This is a genomic window from Beijerinckia sp. 28-YEA-48 (assembly GCF_900104955.1).
In the GTDB taxonomy this organism is placed as follows: Bacteria; Pseudomonadota; Alphaproteobacteria; order Rhizobiales; family Beijerinckiaceae; genus Terripilifer.
Genome location: NZ_FNSI01000001.1, coordinates 4205853 through 4220885, shown reverse-complemented (window position 1 = coordinate 4220885; position 15033 = coordinate 4205853). Strand labels below are relative to the sequence as shown.

Annotated in this window: 15 protein-coding genes; 8 read left to right on the top strand and 7 right to left on the bottom strand. The window is 62.5% G+C overall.

What is annotated here, in order from left to right:
• Window positions 1-4: 4 nt before the first annotated feature.
• The 4 genes from BLW50_RS19760 to fahA all read right to left on the bottom strand — a co-directional run bounded on the left by BLW50_RS19760 (window position 5) and on the right by fahA (window position 5806).
• A complete protein-coding gene (locus BLW50_RS19760) occupies window positions 5-2017 on the bottom strand; it encodes a carbohydrate porin (RefSeq protein WP_090705709.1) in 2013 nt (670 codons plus the stop codon).
• 212 nt (window positions 2018-2229) lie between these two features.
• The gene (locus BLW50_RS19755) at window positions 2230-3429 is read right to left on the bottom strand and encodes an MFS transporter (protein WP_244544321.1); all 1200 of its coding nucleotides are present in this window, start codon (window positions 3427-3429) and stop codon (window positions 2230-2232) included.
• 62 nt (window positions 3430-3491) lie between these two features.
• Complete coding sequence (locus tag BLW50_RS19750; protein ID WP_090705706.1) at window positions 3492-4439, bottom strand: hypothetical protein; 948 nt, start codon at window positions 4437-4439, stop codon at window positions 3492-3494.
• Between the two features lie 89 nt (window positions 4440-4528).
• Complete coding sequence (fahA, locus tag BLW50_RS19745) at window positions 4529-5806, bottom strand: fumarylacetoacetase (protein WP_090705704.1); 1278 nt, start codon at window positions 5804-5806, stop codon at window positions 4529-4531.
• Window positions 5807-6131: 325 nt separating this feature from the next.
• Between fahA and BLW50_RS19740 the strand changes: the two genes are divergently transcribed.
• The 5 genes from BLW50_RS19740 (at window position 6132) to moaB (ending at window position 10218) form a co-directional block, all read left to right on the top strand.
• The gene (locus BLW50_RS19740; RefSeq protein ID WP_170850259.1) at window positions 6132-6821 is read left to right on the top strand and encodes a protein-disulfide reductase DsbD domain-containing protein; all 690 of its coding nucleotides are present in this window, start codon (window positions 6132-6134) and stop codon (window positions 6819-6821) included.
• 61 nt (window positions 6822-6882) lie between these two features.
• Complete coding sequence (locus BLW50_RS19735; protein ID WP_090705700.1) at window positions 6883-7362, top strand: peroxiredoxin; 480 nt, start codon at window positions 6883-6885, stop codon at window positions 7360-7362.
• 241 nt (window positions 7363-7603) lie between these two features.
• On the top strand, window positions 7604-8599 hold the full coding sequence (locus BLW50_RS19730; protein WP_090705699.1) for a Bug family tripartite tricarboxylate transporter substrate binding protein: 996 nt from the start codon (window positions 7604-7606) through the stop codon (window positions 8597-8599).
• A 151-nt stretch (window positions 8600-8750) separates the two neighbouring features.
• A complete protein-coding gene (locus tag BLW50_RS19725; RefSeq protein ID WP_090709404.1) occupies window positions 8751-9659 on the top strand; it encodes a KPN_02809 family neutral zinc metallopeptidase in 909 nt (302 codons plus the stop codon).
• A gap of 10 nt (window positions 9660-9669) precedes the next feature.
• Window positions 9670-10218 carry a molybdenum cofactor biosynthesis protein B gene (moaB, locus tag BLW50_RS19720; protein ID WP_090705697.1) on the top strand — a complete coding sequence of 183 codons (549 nt, stop codon included), beginning with the start codon at window positions 9670-9672 and terminating at the stop codon, window positions 10216-10218.
• 15 nt (window positions 10219-10233) lie between these two features.
• On the opposite strand, the gene BLW50_RS19715 is transcribed toward moaB, so the two are convergent.
• A complete protein-coding gene (locus BLW50_RS19715) occupies window positions 10234-10710 on the bottom strand; it encodes a hypothetical protein (RefSeq protein ID WP_090705695.1) in 477 nt (158 codons plus the stop codon).
• Between the two features lie 13 nt (window positions 10711-10723).
• Entirely contained in the window at window positions 10724-11323 is a 600-nt protein-coding gene (locus tag BLW50_RS19710; protein WP_090705693.1) for a hypothetical protein, read from the bottom strand.
• Window positions 11324-11452: 129 nt separating this feature from the next.
• On the opposite strand from BLW50_RS19710, the gene BLW50_RS19705 reads away from it, so the two are divergent.
• Entirely contained in the window at window positions 11453-12682 is a 1230-nt protein-coding gene (locus tag BLW50_RS19705; RefSeq protein ID WP_090705691.1) for a PA0069 family radical SAM protein, read from the top strand.
• A 117-nt stretch (window positions 12683-12799) separates the two neighbouring features.
• Window positions 12800-13693, top strand: a complete 894-nt coding sequence (bla, locus tag BLW50_RS19700) for a class A beta-lactamase (protein ID WP_348272859.1) — start codon at window positions 12800-12802, stop codon at window positions 13691-13693.
• Window positions 13694-13696: 3 nt separating this feature from the next.
• Here the strand turns inward: bla and BLW50_RS19695 are convergent, their stop codons facing one another.
• The gene (locus tag BLW50_RS19695; protein ID WP_139267684.1) at window positions 13697-14209 is read right to left on the bottom strand and encodes a hypothetical protein; all 513 of its coding nucleotides are present in this window, start codon (window positions 14207-14209) and stop codon (window positions 13697-13699) included.
• A 100-nt stretch (window positions 14210-14309) separates the two neighbouring features.
• On the opposite strand from BLW50_RS19695, the gene BLW50_RS19690 reads away from it, so the two are divergent.
• Window positions 14310-14978 (top strand): ribonuclease HII, encoded by a 669-nt coding sequence (locus BLW50_RS19690; protein WP_244544320.1) that lies wholly within the window; start codon window positions 14310-14312, stop codon window positions 14976-14978.
• The last annotated feature ends 55 nt before the right edge of the window (window positions 14979-15033 follow it).

Here is a 15033-nt window from a genome sequence, read left to right as displayed (position 1 = left end):
TCGTTTAAAACTCCGCGTGGGCGCGCATCGAAAACACGGAAGCGGGTCCGCGTGCCGTGTTGTAAGCGGGGTTCGAGATGAACTGATAGTCGAACGTCACGGTCGCCCACTTGTTCACCTTCACCGAATAGAAGGTCTCAAGAATCTTCTCGGTGCCGTAGTTGAGACGGCCATCGCCGATCAACAGGCCATAGCCGCCGGCGGCGAGGAAGTTCTGATGCGCCTTTGATAGGCCATTGATGGCGCCGCCGATGCCGATCGTGTCATTGGGGCGCCCCCAGGAGGCGCCCTTGATCGAGAAGCCGGCTGAGACGCTGCGGTCGATGTCGGTGAAGGACAGGATTTCCGAGCGTCCGTCGTTCCAGCTGGCGCGGGCGAAGAAGCCGACGTCATCGGTGATCGCCTGTTCGAGATTGGCATAGACGCCGTATTTGTCGCGGTTGCGGCGTGTGTTCGCCGCGACATCGTTGATGTTGAACGCCGGATTGAGCGCCGCGATATCGATGGCCTGATTGTAGTCGGCCGTGCGCCCGCGCGTCAGGAAGGTGCCGAGGCGCAGCTTGCCGGGCTTATCGTACAGGCTGTAGCGCCCCTCGAATTCGACGACGCCGCCAGCGCCGCCCTTGAAGATGAGGTCGTCGCTATTGGGTCCTTGCGGCACTTGAAAGAACCCGGCGCGCACGGCCCAGTCCTTGCGATTCAACTCGACCACCGCGCCTCGGGTCATGCCGGGCAAATCGGCGGGGAAATCGTATGCGCCCGATGACCACATCGCCCAGTTCATGAAGTCGGCGCGTGGGTCCTTGGCATAGCTGTTGCCGTCGAAGAAATCGCCGACGGCGAAACGACCGACGATGACGGTGATGCGATCGATGTCGCGCTTGCCGGCCAGTTGCAGCGGGCCATCTTCGACCTCTTCCTGTTCGCCACCAAGGCCGAAGGTCTGGCGCAGGTAATAGCGCTGCGGACGAATCTTCGCATAGACAGCGCCGCCCTTCTGCGCTTCGCCATTGGGGAAGCCGGCGATGCCGAGGGTGGAGTTCAAACCAAACCCCTGGGCGAGTTCCGGATTGAAATAGAATTCGCCACCGTTCCACAAACGCAGGCCGAGAAAGGCGCTGGCGGTCCAGGTCTCGCGGCCTTGACCCACGGCGGGAAGGCTGTTCTGGCCTGCGTAAGCCGAACGGATGCGCGGATAGGCTTGCATGATGAACGTGGTCTGGCCGTGGACATTCCAGTCTGGCGAGACTTCGGTTGGCGGCGTGCTGCCGTCACCGAATTGATAGTTGAGGCCGAACTTCACCGTCTGCACTTGCGGCCGGACGGTCGGGAACGCCACGCCGCCAATGCGATAGGTGCGGGGTCCAAGATCCGTATAGCTATATTCGAGCCTTGCGCTCCACGGGCCGTTGAGCGCCATTTCGATGCCGGCGCCGGCCGTCCAGCCGACATGCCAGAGATGATTGGCGGAGATCAGATCGCCGCCGGGCGTGAGGATATCAAGCTTGGAGCGGCCATAAGCCAATCCGCCCGTCACATAGGGCAGGAACGGGCCGAAGGCATAGCCGAGGCGGCCACGCAGCGTGCCCATCGCGTCGAGCGTCGTATTGAACAAGGTCGGCTTGGTGCGCGGTACGTCCGACGGGCTCGGGAAGGTCACGTCGGCTTCCACGCCGGCAACCCAATTGCTGGGAAGCTGAAAGTTGTAGCCGGCCTGCAAACCGCCGACTAAGCCGGTGACGGTCGGTGGTCCGATGACGGCCTGGTTGGGAATGGCGTTGACGTTCTTGCCTAGGCTGCCGCCGCCATAGCCGAAGTGGCCGCCGATATAGAATCCATTCCAGCGCGCGGGTGCGGGCGCCGCCTTTTTCACAGGCTTTACCTCGATATCCGCCGCATGAGCTACGGATACAGGCGTGATGGCGAGCAGCAGAGAAATGCCTGCGCCGATGCGGCGATGGCGGGACGCGCTCTGGACAGAGGGACGGAGAGGCTGAACAGGCTGGCAAGTCATCATAAAACCCAGACGTATTTGTACCATAATACACAGAGTGTAGCCTAAGATACACTCTGCACGCCCAGACACCACCAAAAGGGATGCAGGCGTCGCGACCGATTAATTTCGCTGGCGGACGGAGCCCCCGACCGATGTCGGTCAGGTACCAGCGGGAGGCGACGCAAGACAGTGTCTTTAAGGGTGGTGCCCCTATACGAGAGTATAGGACAGGCTCAGTGTGTCGTTTCGTCCGTGCGGAGTACGAGCAATGCGGCGAGGATCAGAAGGCTGAGTACGGTCGAAACGATCAACGCCGAAAGCCCCCACATTTCGATCATGAAGCCGAAGGCGAGCGGCGCCAAGGCCTGGGTCAGGCGCGCCGGAATGCTCAGGAGGCCCTGGCGGAAGCCATAGTGATGCGATCCGAAGATCGCCAGCGGCAGCGTGCCTTTCGCCGTCGTTAGAATGCCATTACCGAAACCGTGCAGCATGGCGCAGGGGATGGCGGCGATCGGCCCCAAGGCCAGGAGAACGACGGCGGCAAGGGGATGACCGAGCGCGGCGATGCGGGCCGAGAACATCGGATGCAGATGGCGGGCGAAGCCATATTCCATCAGGCGGGCGAACACCTGGGCCGGCCCGACGAGGGCCGAGGCGATTATCGCCGCGGTCGCCGAGACACCGGCGATCTGCAACAGGCCCGGCAAATGCGAGGCCATCGCCGTAGTGATGAACCAGACTGCCGCGAAGATGAAGGCGAGCAGAGCCATGCGCCGTTCGGTCAATTTCGGTGCTGCCGCACTCTGTCCGACCGTGTCTGACGTACTGTCAGGCGGGGTATTGCGCACGCCGCGCGGCGCGAACAGGAGATGCAAGCCCAGTCCGACCGTCATATGGAGAACGGCCCAGACAAGGCAGGCAGTGCGCCAGCCGTAGTGCGCCTCTATCCAGGCGGTGGCTGGCCAGCTCACCGTACTGGCCAAGCCGCCCAGCACGCTCACCATGGTGATCGGTCCACGCGCCGCCAGGCCATAGACGCCGGCGAGCGCCGCGAACGTGGTTTCGTAGAGACCGATGGTGATGCCGACGCCGAGAATGGCCCAGGCGAGGAACAGCATGATCGGGCCGTGGGCGCTGGCGAGCAGCAGCAGGCCGGCGGCAAACACCACGTTGGAGAAACACAGAATGCCAAAGCCGCCGTGCCGGTCGACCCAGCGCCCGGCGGCCGGGCTGAGCAGGGCGGAGACCAGAAGCGCGACGGAAAAGGCGCCGAAGAACCAAGGCTGGGGCAATCCGAGATCGCGCGCCACCGGCGCGGCGATGATCGCGGGCAGGTAATAGCTTGAGCCCCAGGCCAGCATTTGCGTGCCGCCCAGCAAGATCGAGGTGGATGTGCGCCTGCGCAGTTCTGCCGGCGACGTTTCCTCGATCACGCTCCCATATCCTTTCACCGCATCTGCATCGCGAAATGCGCGGATCTGTCAGGTGATGCTTCTTACCTGATGGCAGGCTCGGCCGGCGCTTGTTCGCCAGGCGGCGGTGCGGCGGCGCGTTTCGGCCGTGGCCGCGTCGGCGCCCGTTTCTCGCCGGACTCATCGTCCCGCTGGAAGGTCGCCGGATTGAGCTTGGCCCGCAGCGTGACGGCCCAGGCTTCGGTCACGCGCGAGGCGCAGAAGCCGTGCACCTCCTCGCGGTCATAGTCGGCGCAGCGCTCGGCGCGGCGTGACGAGAAGCCGGCCTGTTCGGCGGCGACGGCTTTCACCATCGCCTTGTCGCGCCCCTGCGCGGCGATCAGGGCGCGGAAATTGCTACGCGCATTGCTCTCGGCTCTGCTGCGGATCTTTTCGATTTCACGGGTTTCGTTTGGCCCAATCGAATTGCCCGCCGGTCCCCAGACGCCGGCGACATAGCCCCGGCAATCCGCCTGTTTGAATTCGCAGACGCCACCCAGCGGTGAGCTGGACGTGGCCTCGCCGACATTGACCTGAAGGGCGCCATCCATCACGTCGAAGGTGAACGGGCAGCTTTCGATCGAAACTTCGTAGCGGTGCAGGCCATCGGACCGGCCCGAGCGCTGCGCCGAGAATGGGCCGCCAGCGACTTCGACCTGGCAGGCTTCGCCGCGCCGCGACATCTGTTCGCCGGCGATGACGAAGGTTTTCAAGGTCAGGACGCCGTCCCTACGCTCGAACACCATCTGTCCTTGCCGGCCGTTGAGCCGCAGCGATCGGTTGATGATGGTGTCCTCGGAGGGCGCGCGGACGGCCACCGGTGATGCATTGTGCGGGCCTTCACCACCGCCGCTGCGCGGCCCGCCCGGCGCTGTCGCGCCGGAGCCGCCAACCGGTGTTGAGCCGCCGACCGCTCCCGGCAATTGCAATTGTGCCGCGGCCGGCAGCGTTCCGGCGGACAAAAGAGCGAAGACGAGGGCAAGAGGGCGCATAAAGGGTCCAGGCAACGGCTAATCGGCCGCCTAAGTTATAACTAGGCGGCCGACGTTAAGGCATTCTGATTTTTGATGCGAGTCGTCGCCTATTTGATCTTGGCGGGTAGGATCTGGCCCGAGGCCTCGCCGAAGCCGATGCGATAGCCCTCGCCCTGAGCATAGCCGCGCAGAGTGATGGTGTCGCCGTCCTCGAGGAAGGTCCGCGTGCCGCCTTCGACCAGTTCGATCGGTTCCTTGCCGCCCCAGGACAATTCCAGCATGGAGCCGTAGCTGCCTTTGTCCGGCCCGCTGATCGTGCCGGAGCCGATCAGGTCTCCCACCGACATGGCGCAGCCCGACGACGAATGATGCGCCAGCTGCTGCGCGCTCGACCAATACATATACTTGAAGTTGGAGACGCTGATCACCGTGCCGCGCGTCGCATTGGCGGGCTTCAGTTCCACTTCGAGGTGGATGTCGTAGTTGTGGGGCTTGTCCTGGCGCAGATAGGGCAGGGGCTCTGGATCCTGTTTCGGGCCATGAATGGCGAAGGGCTCCAGCGCTTCCTTCGTCACGATCCAGGCGCCGAGCGTCGAGGCGAAGGCTTTGCCTTGGAACGGGCCGAGCGGCACATATTCCCACTGTTGGATGTCGCGCGCGCTCCAATCGTTGAACAGGGCGAAGCCGAAGATCGAATATTGCGCCTCGTCCACATCCATGATGTGGCCCATCTCGGTGCTGCGCCCGACGATGGCCCCCATTTCCAATTCGATATCGAGACGCTTGCTCGGCCCGAAGGTCGGCATGCTGTCGCCTGGCGCCTTGAGCTGGCCTTGCGGCCGGATCACCGGCGTGCCGCTGACGACAACCGTGCTGGCGCGGCCGTTGTAGCCGATGGGAATGTGCAGCCAGTTCTCCTGCAAAGCATTGTCCTTGCCACGGAACATGGTGCCGACATTGGTCGCGTGTTCGCGCGACGAATAGAAATCGGTGTAGCCCGGCACATCCACCGGCCGATGCAGCTTCACGTTCTTCATCGGAATGAGCGCGCGCTTTGCCAGGGCTTCGTTGTCGCGCAGGGTCGGTGAGTCATGGCGCAGCAATTCGCTGATCTTGCGGCGCACCGTGCCGATGCCATAGGCGCCGTTGGCCATTAGCGCATTGATCGATCCGGTGCGGAACACCGGCTTGGCGGAAACGCGCGGCAGCAGGCCCGCATCCTCCATGATGCCCAGGTCGAGTACATGGTCGCCGATGGCCACGGCGACCCGCTGGCGCCGGTCGTCACTGGTCGAAATCACCCCATAGGGCAGATTTTGGATCGGAAAATCGCTGTCCGCTGCAACTTCGATAAAGGAACGCAGGGACGGATCATTGGGATGCATGAACGCTCTTCCTTGGATGTTTCAGCTGAAATGGGCGCCAAACGGACGTGTTAATCTGCTTCTAGCAAAGGAGCGTGGCCTGCGACAGTGCGGCGACAAGCCCGGTTGGCCTGCGATCGCAAAACCGCGTCACGCGATTGTTGGTAGCGCCGTGAACCCCTCGCGGCTACATTGCATCATGATGATGCGGCATCTAAAAACAACGGGTTGGCTGGTCGGGACACTGCTATTTGCATTTGCTGCGGCGCCCGCCGCAGCGAGCGATGGCGCGTCGCCATGGACGGCTGGCCCCAATTCGCGCGCCCGCTTGGTCTCGGCCGGTCCCATGACCGAGGGTGTGTATCGGGCCGGGGTGCAGATTAAACTCGAGGGCCAGGCCCTGACCTATTGGCGCATGCCCGGCGAGGCTGGCGTGCCGCCGACGTTCGATTTCACGAAATCGGTCAATCTGGCCGCCGTCGATGTGGCCTATCCGGCGCCTTTCCGCCTCGAAGAGGCGGGCCAGGAGGCGTTTGGCTATCGCCATGAGGTGATTTTCCCCCTTCGGGTCAAGCCGGTCGATCCGACGCGTCCGGTCCAACTCGACCTGCATCTGAATTACGCCGCCTGCGAGAAAATCTGCATTCCGGCGGAGGCCAATCTGCAGATCACGCTGACGCCGGGCGCAGCCGTGAGTGCACGGGCGGCGCAGCACATCGCCGTTTTCGAGGCGCAGGTGCCCAAGTCCGTCAGCGGCGCTGAACCGCCCGTTGCGTCGGTGGTGCGGCTCGAAGGACCAAAGCCGAAATGGTCGCTGCGTTTCGAGCCGCCGTTGGCCGCCGAAGGCGATGTTTTTGCCGAAGGGCCGGAGGGATGGTTCTTCGACACCAAACGCAACGGCCAGGACTTCGACATGATTCTCGCGCAGAAGCCGAAAGGCGCAACATTGCCTGTGCGCGTCGTCTTGACCTATCGTGACGGTACGCGCGCCTATGAACGCGCGATCCATCTCGACGCGGCCGCCTCCAGCCCCTAAAAGGTGGCCTGGCCGTAAAATCCCACAGCCCCGGCTGATAAACCCGAATAGGGAGAGTGTAATGATTAAAGTTGGTGACCATCTGCCGAATGCCACGTTCACGGTCATGACCTCGGAAGGGCCCAAGCCCAAGACCACCGATGACATTTTCAAAGGCAAGAAGGTCGTTCTCTTCGCCGTGCCGGGTGCTTTCACGCCGACCTGCAGCAACAACCATCTGCCGGGATTCCGCGATAATGCCGACGCGATCAAGGCCAAGGGCGTCGATTCCATCGCCGTCGTGTCCGTCAACGACGCCTTCGTGATGAACGCCTGGGCCGAGAATTCCAAAGCCAAGGGCAAAATCGAATTCCTCGCCGATGGCAGCGGTAAATTCGCCAAGGATACCGGCCTCGAGCTCGATCTCACCGAGCGCGGTCTGGGCGTGCGTTCGCGCCGCTATTCCATGCTCGTCGACGACGGCGTGGTTCGCACGCTGAACATCGAAGAAGGCGCTGGCGCGGAGGCTTCCGGCGCCGACAACATGCTCAAGCAGCTCTGAGCTCAAGCAAATTGCGTTTCGATAGAAACGCAATTTTGCCCAGCATCTTTGTTGTGACGCGTCTTTGTGGCGTTTGGCGATTCCGCCAAACTGCAAAACGCTATGGCTTCGATTTATAAGCTGTGGTTTTAGATCTATGATCCGGGCGTGACTTGACAGCGCGCCCGGATCACGGACGGTTAGCGCCAATGGCAAGCCTCTTGCTTGCGGGAGCAATCAAAAAAATCACAGGAAATCGTTCATGAAGCGTATGGTGTCCACGGCTGCGGCCGCATGCATGCTGGGTTCGGCGGTTATGGCGCAGGATGCGCCGAATGCAGCCTCGAATTCTTGGCCGCAACAGCCGGTGAAGGTCGTCGTCGCGGCCGCTGCCGGCGGACCGATCGACGTGTTCGGCCGTGTCATGGCCGAGCGCCTGTCGCAGCTTCTTGGCCAGCAAGTCTATGTCGAGAACGTGCCTGGCGCGGGTGGCATGGTCGGCGGCCAATCGGTCGCGCGCGCCAAGCCCGATGGCTATAGCGCACTGCTCGGCACCATTGCCACGCACACCCATTCACAAAATCTCTACAAGGCGCCGCTCTATAATTCCGCGACCGATTTCGCGCCGGTCGGTCTCATCGCCGAAATCCCGCTGGTGCTGATCACCCGCAAGGACCTGCCGGTTGATTCGCTGAAGGATTTCGCCGCCTATGCGAAAGCCAATGCCGCTAAGATGAATTACGGCTCGGCGGGCACCGGCTCGGCCACCCATCTGGGCTGCGCGCTGCTCAACAGCGCCATCGGCGTCAATATCCAGCACGTGCCCTATCGCGGCACCGCGCCGGCGATGCAGGATCTGACGGCCGGCCGCATTGATTATCTGTGCGAGATCGTCGTCACCGCCAAGCCGCAGATCGATGGCGGCACGGTGAAGGCGATCGCTACCCTGTCGGGTGCGCGCTCCTCGGTTCTGCCGAATCTGCCGACCGCCAAGGAAAGCGGTTTCCCGAACACGGAAGCCGACACCTGGGCCGGTCTGTTCTTCCCGAAGGGCACGTCGACCGCCATCGTCGACAAGATGAACGCGGCGATGATCAAGGCGATGGAAACGCCGGACGTGAAGGCGAAGCTGGAAACCCTGGGTGCGACCATTGTCGCTCCGGAGCGGCGCACGCCGGCCTATCTCGCCCAATTCGTCAAGGATGACATCGTCAAATGGGCGGCGCCGGTGAAGGCGAGCGGCATTCAGCCGGAATAAGCCAGCAAATTGGGTTTAGTGAGCCCAATCTGGAACGTTCTGATGTGGCGGGCGAATTTTCGACCCTGTAAATTTGCCAGCGAGGCTGTTAAATAGTGGCCGGTCCCTCTAGGGGACGTGCCGGCAGACCGCCGGTCTGGAGATGCCGGTCATGCGTTGGGAAGATTTTCGCCAGTCGGACAATATCGATGACCGCCGTGGCGATAGCGGCGGCGGTGGTGGCGGTTTCGGTCTGCCGATTCCCGGCGGTGGTGGCGGTCTCGGCATCGGCACCATCCTCATTCTCGGCCTGATCGGCTGGGCCGTCGGCATTGATCCGCGTATTCTCATCGGCGGCGCTGAAATGTTCAGCCGTACTGGTTCCGGCGCGGGCTATACCCAGCCGCAGCAGCAGACCCAGCGTCAGTCCGGGCCGCCGACCGATCAGATGGGCCGCTTCGTCTCGTCCATCGTGGCGATGAATGAGGACGTGTGGAAAGAAGTTCTGCCGCAGCAGAAGAACATTCAGTTCAAGCCGGCGTCCTTGGTGATTTTCGATGGCCAGACGCGCTCGGCCTGTGGCGCCGCGCAATCGGCGATGGGCCCGTTCTACTGCCCCATCGATCAGAAAATTTATCTCGACACGTCGTTCTTCAACGACATGAAGCGCAAGCTCGGTGGCGGCGGCGACTTCGCCTATGCCTATGTCATCTCGCATGAGATGGGCCACCACATCGAGAACCTGCTCGGCATTCTGCCGCGCGTGCAGCAGGCGCAGCAGCGCGCCTCGAGCCAGGCGGAAGCCAATGGTCTGTCGGTGCGTGTTGAGCTGATGGCCGACTGCCTGGCCGGCGTGTGGGCCTATCACGCCAACCAGAAGTGGAAGATTCTCGAAGACGGCGACGTGCAGAAGGCGGTCAATACGGCGACCGCCATCGGCGATGATCGCCTGCAACAGGCCGGTCGCGGCCGCGTCGTGCCCGACAGCTTCACCCATGGCTCGTCGGAACAGCGGGTGCGCTGGTTGCAGAACGGCCTGCAAAGCGGTTCGGTCGACGCCTGCAACACGTTCGCCCGTTAAGAGTGCTGCCATGCCAGGCCTTGATGACAAGCGGGCTTTCGTTGCGCTGAATATCGCGGTGCTGACGGTGTCAGACACCCGTGGTTTGGCTGACGACAAGTCCGGCGACACGCTGGTCGCGCGCATCGCCCAGGCCGGTCATGACCTCGCCGATCGAGCCATCGTGCCAGACGATATCGAGGCGATTCGCGCCCGCGTGCGCGGCTGGATCGCTAATCCCGCCATCGATGTGGTGATCAGCACCGGCGGCACCGGCTTCACCGGCCGCGATGTCACGCCGGAGGCGCTTGAGCCGCTGTTCGAAAAGCGGATGGACGGTTTCTCCGCCGTCTTCCATCGCATTTCCTACGACAAGATCGGCACGTCCACGGTGCAGTCCCGCGCGACGGCTGGCGTCGCTGGGGCGACCTTCATCTTCGTGCTGCCGGGTTCACCCGGCGCCTGTAAGGATGCCTGGGACGGCATTCTCGTGCATCAGCTCGATTATCGCTACATGCCGTGCAATTTCGTCGAGATCATGCCGCGTCTTGATGAGCATCTGCGGCGCGGCAAGAGCTAATTGGACAAGAGCTAGCTAGCGCCGACGCGCCACCCGCGCGGTTCTGGCGGCGGCCTCGGCCCGGCAGATCGCGGCGAGCGACTGATACATCGTGCCCTGCGCGTCGCAGCGCGCCTGGGCGGCGCGATAGGCGCGATAGCGCTGCTTGCTGATGCGGCGCCCGAAACGCGTCTCGCATTTGTTGATGACCTTCTGTGCCAGCTGCACATCGGATGTCGCGCCGAAAGCGCAGGCCTTCAGCAGGCGAACCGACTGGTTGCAGGTCGGCGCTGCCAGCACGGCCTTCTCGACCGCGTCGCCTTTGACCGGACACTCAATTTGCGCGCTCGCAATCGGCGTACTTGCCGCCGCCGGCGCACCAGCAGGTTTTGCGGGGGAGGCCGCGGGCTGCGGCTTGGGAGAGCCCTGTGCGAGGACGCTGCCAGCCGACAAAGAGCCGCCGGCAAACAATGCGGCACAGATGGCAGCAGTGAGGATAAGCTTCGGCGACATAGTTCCCCCGTTCTTAGTCGACACGCCGTGCCCTGGTGCGCATGGTCCGCATTGGTCTTACCTGCCGCGCCCAGGTTCTAAAACTTAATGTTTTGAAATCTGATGAGCTGAAATTCGATCCGCTTGCCTGAATTAGCCTATCCCGTTCTGCCACGATTCCGGCCAGCGGCGCCAGAAATGGCAGGGCGCGATGCAGCGCCGATGTGGGCCGTTCCAGCAAACGGGTCGGGTGTAACGTTGCGCCCCAGGCCATGTCCGACAATTCATCATAAAAACCGCTCTCCGGCGCATAGCCCGCCTGGAGGGCGAGTACGCGCGGTTCGCGGGCTATTTTCAACGCGTCTTTCACGCCGTCCAGCCATTTTCCGGTCACGATAAATTCACATCCGGCATGGTCGGCGATGCGCGCCAGATCCTTGAGATTTTGATCCTTCCGGTCTTGCTCCCCGGAGGCATTGGGGCCGGCCGGCCATTCCGCGCCCGTCATGATGACGTCGCGGACGGCGCCTGAAATGGCACCCGGAACCAGGGCCGCGAGGGTTCGGGCCACGGCTTCTGGTGAGGCCGAACCATGAACAGCCGGATCGCATGTCGTAACGATGACAGAAAACATACGGTCCCTAGGTGTCAGATCGCAGTGCAATAATCCGGTTCCTCAACAAGATTGTCCACAGCCTCGTTGACGCGAATCCAAATGTTCTCTATTTGTTCTTGCGGGGACGTCGAATCGCGGAGTCTGAGTATGTTGAGCGCCGATGCCGGAACGCGGTCGATCGCGCCGGTTCCCCAGAAACCGTCCCAGCGGAAACCGTCCCAAAATGTGAAGCCGGTCCCAAGGCCGGGCTATGAACTTAACAATATAGCTATCGAGAGCGCGCCCGCCGCCGCCGAAAGTGTCGAAACCGTCGTGGCGGAAGAGCGCCGCCGTGGCCGCGGTGCGCTGACCAATGCCAGCGGCCGCTACGAGCCACATGCGCGGGTCGATGAGGATGACGGCTGGGACAGTCTCGGCTCGCTGGAGGCGTTCCGCACCCAGATTTCCTACGAGAAGCCGCGCACGGTCATCACCCGCAACGATTCTCCCGATCTGTCCTTCGACCGTTCGATCAATCCCTATCGCGGCTGCGAGCATGGCTGCGTCTATTGCTTCGCTCGTCCCACCCACGCCTATATGGGGCTGTCGCCGGGCCTCGACTTCGAGACGCGTCTTTTCGTCAAGGATGGGGTGGCGCAAGTGTTGGAGCGCGAACTCTCGGCGCCGGGCTATCAGCCCAAGACCATCGCCATCGGCACCAACACCGATCCCTATCAGCCGATCGAACGGCAGCATCGTAATATGCGCGCTATTCTCGAAGTGCTGTCGCGGGCCAATCATCCCGTCGGCATCGTCACCAAGTCCGCGCTGGTCACACGCGACATCGATATTCTGGCGCCCATGGCCGCGAAGGGGCTCGCTAAGGTTGCCATTTCGGTCACCTCGCTCGACGGCAAGTTGTCGCGTTTGATGGAACCGCGCGCCGCGCAGCCGCAGAAGCGCCTCGATGCCCTGCAAGAACTCAGCGAGGCCGGCATTCCGACGGCGGCGTTGGTCGCGCCGATCATTCCTGCCATCAACGATCATGAGATCGAAGCCATTCTTGGTCGTGTGCAGGCTGCCGGCGCGCAGAGTGCCGGTTATGTCATGCTGCGCCTGCCGCTCGAGGTGGAGAATATTTTCAGTGAGTGGCTGTTGACGCATTTCCCAGCGAAATATCGCCATGTGATGTCGCTGGTGCGCAGCATGCGCGGCGGCAAGGCTTATGATTCGACCTTTGGCCAACGCATGAAGGGCACCGGCGCTTATGCTTGGCTCACCGGCCGTCGCTTCGAAGTCGCCGCCGCCAAAGTCGGGCTCAACGTCTCGCGCGTCAAATTGCGCTGCGACCTGTTCAAGCCGCCCCTGCGCGGGGCGGAACAGTTGATGCTGCTATAAAGCCCGTATCTCGACCCGCATCCGGCATTTTCTAGCCGCAATCCGTGCCCAAGAGATCACATCAGATGCGTGGCTACGCATCTGATGTGATCACCTGAAATCACTGGAGCGGAATATATGTCGATGGGGATGATGACGAGACGCGGTTTCACACAGGCGTTTCCATCAGCAGCGGTACTTGCGGTTGCGACACCTGTTTTCGCGCAGCCTCATCAGGCATGGTCGAGCAAGCTTGACGCCGCGTTCCGGCAGATCGAACGCGACAGCGGTGGCCGTCTCGGCGTTTTTGTGCTGGACACGCAGAGCGGTCTGCATGCGGGCTGTCGACAGAACGAACGCTTCCCCATGTGCAGCACGTTCAAACTGGTTCTCGCAGCGGCGGTGTTGAAGCGCGTCGACCAGGGCAAGGAAACGCTTGATCGGCGCATTCATATTGCTGCCACCGATATTATTTCCAATTCGCCGGCGACCGAGAAACACGTCGGCGATACTGGCATGACGCTCGCTGAATTATGCGAAGCGACGACGACCCTGTCGGACAATGCCGCGGCCAATCTCATCCTGGCGACACTGGGCGGCCCGCAAGGCATGACGGCCTTCGCCCGTTCCATCGGCGATAAAGTCCTGCGGCTCGATCGATTCGAAACGGCGATGAGCGATGCCAGGCCTGGCGACAAGCGCGACACCACCAGCCCGCAAGTCATGACGGAAACGATTCAGAAACTCGTTCTGGGCGACGTATTGTCGGAAGCCTCCAAGACACAGCTCATCGCGTGGCTCGTCGGCAACAAGACGGGTGATACGCGCCTGCGCGCGGGTGTGCCGAAGGATTGGCGCGTCGGCGACAAGACCGGCACCGGCGGTTATGGCACGACCAATGACATTGGGCTGTTTTGGCCACCGCACCGCAAGCCGATCATCGTCAGCGCTTATCTGACCGGCAGCAAGGCGACGTCGGATGAACGCAACGCCACCATGGCCGCTGTCGCGCGCGCCATCGCGACAGCTTAAAAGTCAGACCTTGATCCAGCCGGCGCGCGCCGCGAGATAGGCGAGGATCAGCACCACGACGGTGAGGCCGATCCACAGTGTCGGTGGCATGCTGCCGGGGGCGGATCGGCCATTGCGCGCCTTGCCGAGGCCCTGCTGCGCGTAGCTCTGGCCGCCGACGCCGGTGCTCACTTCCGGGCCGCGCCCGTCGAGCGTCGCCTGCGCCAAATGGCGATAGGTGGCGAGCCGGCGCGGCGTCGATTCGCCGATGATATAGGCCGAGAGTTCGCCCTCGTCGGGCTCACGGCTCTTGATCCGGGAGAATGACACCAGCCAATCGTGCTTGTTTTGCTTGTAGATGGAATAAGCGACCAGGCCGACAATATCCGCGTCGCCACTGACGAGGCTGGCGAAAACACTGTTGCGCTCGGCATCGCTGTCGGCTGCGGCGGCCGCCGAAGCTTTCGCCAGGTCGAAGCTGGCCCCGCTGGGCAGTTTCTGGCCTTCCTTGTCCACAGTCATAGGCGTGTCGCTCATGGTCTGCTCCCAAGTCCTGCTATATCCATTAAGGGATTTTTAATGAAGCGGGGCCGCCTGCACAATCGCCGCGGCTCAGCTGAAGCAAAGAACGTTCTCTATGGTTTATCGGTCGCAAGCCCTCGCGAAAGATATGGATCTGGCGCCGGCCGAGAATAGCATACCCGACGCTCCTCACTTTAACCATGAACGCGCCCTGCTGGCACGCGGGCTGCGCTTTGTCGCCGGTGTCGACGAGGTCGGGCGAGGTCCCCTGTGCGGCCCGGTGGTGGCCGCCGCCGTGATCCTCGATCCCAACCACCTGCCGGGCGGCGTCACCGATTCCAAGCAACTCGATGCGGCGGAGCGGCAGGAGGCCTTCGATCTGGTGATGCAGAGCGCCATTGCCGTGGGCATCGGCATGGCTTCGGCGGCGGAGATCGACACGATCAATATTCGTCAAGCGACCCATATGGCCATGCGCCGCGCGCTCGCGGCTTTGTCGGTGGCGCCGGCTTTCGCTTTGATCGATGGCAATGATTGCCCCAAGGACCTGCGCTGCGAAGCGTCGACCCTGATCAAGGGCGATGCCATTTCATTGTCCATCGCCGCCGCTTCGGTGATCGCCAAGGTGACACGCGACCGGTTGATGCAGCGCATGGGCGAATGGCATCCGCAATATGGTTTCGCCGCTCACGTCGGCTATCCCACCAAGCAGCATCGCGAGGCGATCGCGACTCATGGTCCCTGCGTCTTTCATCGCTTCAGCTTCGGCCAGCTGAAGACGTAAGGCGTCCAAAAGCGCCAAAGAAGTATCAAGAAGCGTCGCAGCCGTAACCCGCTGT

Bases quoted from the DNA above. Each gene is read 5' to 3' on its own strand.
- BLW50_RS19730 (WP_090705699.1), top strand. From the start codon at position 7,604: ATGAAGCGTATGGTGTCCACGGCTGCGGCCGCATGCATGCTGGGTTCG.
- BLW50_RS19705 (WP_090705691.1), top strand. From the start codon at position 11,453: ATGTTGAGCGCCGATGCCGGAACGCGGTCGATCGCGCCGGTTCCCCAG.
- BLW50_RS19715 (WP_090705695.1), bottom strand. From the start codon at position 10,710: ATGTCGCCGAAGCTTATCCTCACTGCTGCCATCTGTGCCGCATTGTTT.
- BLW50_RS19725 (WP_090709404.1), top strand. From the start codon at position 8,751: ATGCGTTGGGAAGATTTTCGCCAGTCGGACAATATCGATGACCGCCGT.
- BLW50_RS19750 (WP_090705706.1), bottom strand. From the start codon at position 4,439: ATGCGCCCTCTTGCCCTCGTCTTCGCTCTTTTGTCCGCCGGAACGCTG.
- moaB (WP_090705697.1), top strand. From the start codon at position 9,670: ATGCCAGGCCTTGATGACAAGCGGGCTTTCGTTGCGCTGAATATCGCG.
- BLW50_RS19735 (WP_090705700.1), top strand. From the start codon at position 6,883: ATGATTAAAGTTGGTGACCATCTGCCGAATGCCACGTTCACGGTCATG.
- bla (WP_348272859.1), top strand. From the start codon at position 12,800: ATGTCGATGGGGATGATGACGAGACGCGGTTTCACACAGGCGTTTCCA.
- BLW50_RS19740 (WP_170850259.1), top strand. From the start codon at position 6,132: ATGACCGAGGGTGTGTATCGGGCCGGGGTGCAGATTAAACTCGAGGGC.
- BLW50_RS19695 (WP_139267684.1), bottom strand. From the start codon at position 14,209: ATGAGCGACACGCCTATGACTGTGGACAAGGAAGGCCAGAAACTGCCC.
- fahA (WP_090705704.1), bottom strand. From the start codon at position 5,806: ATGCATCCCAATGATCCGTCCCTGCGTTCCTTTATCGAAGTTGCAGCG.
- BLW50_RS19760 (WP_090705709.1), bottom strand. From the start codon at position 2,017: ATGATGACTTGCCAGCCTGTTCAGCCTCTCCGTCCCTCTGTCCAGAGC.
- BLW50_RS19690 (WP_244544320.1), top strand. From the start codon at position 14,310: ATGGTTTATCGGTCGCAAGCCCTCGCGAAAGATATGGATCTGGCGCCG.
- BLW50_RS19710 (WP_090705693.1), bottom strand. From the start codon at position 11,323: ATGTTTTCTGTCATCGTTACGACATGCGATCCGGCTGTTCATGGTTCG.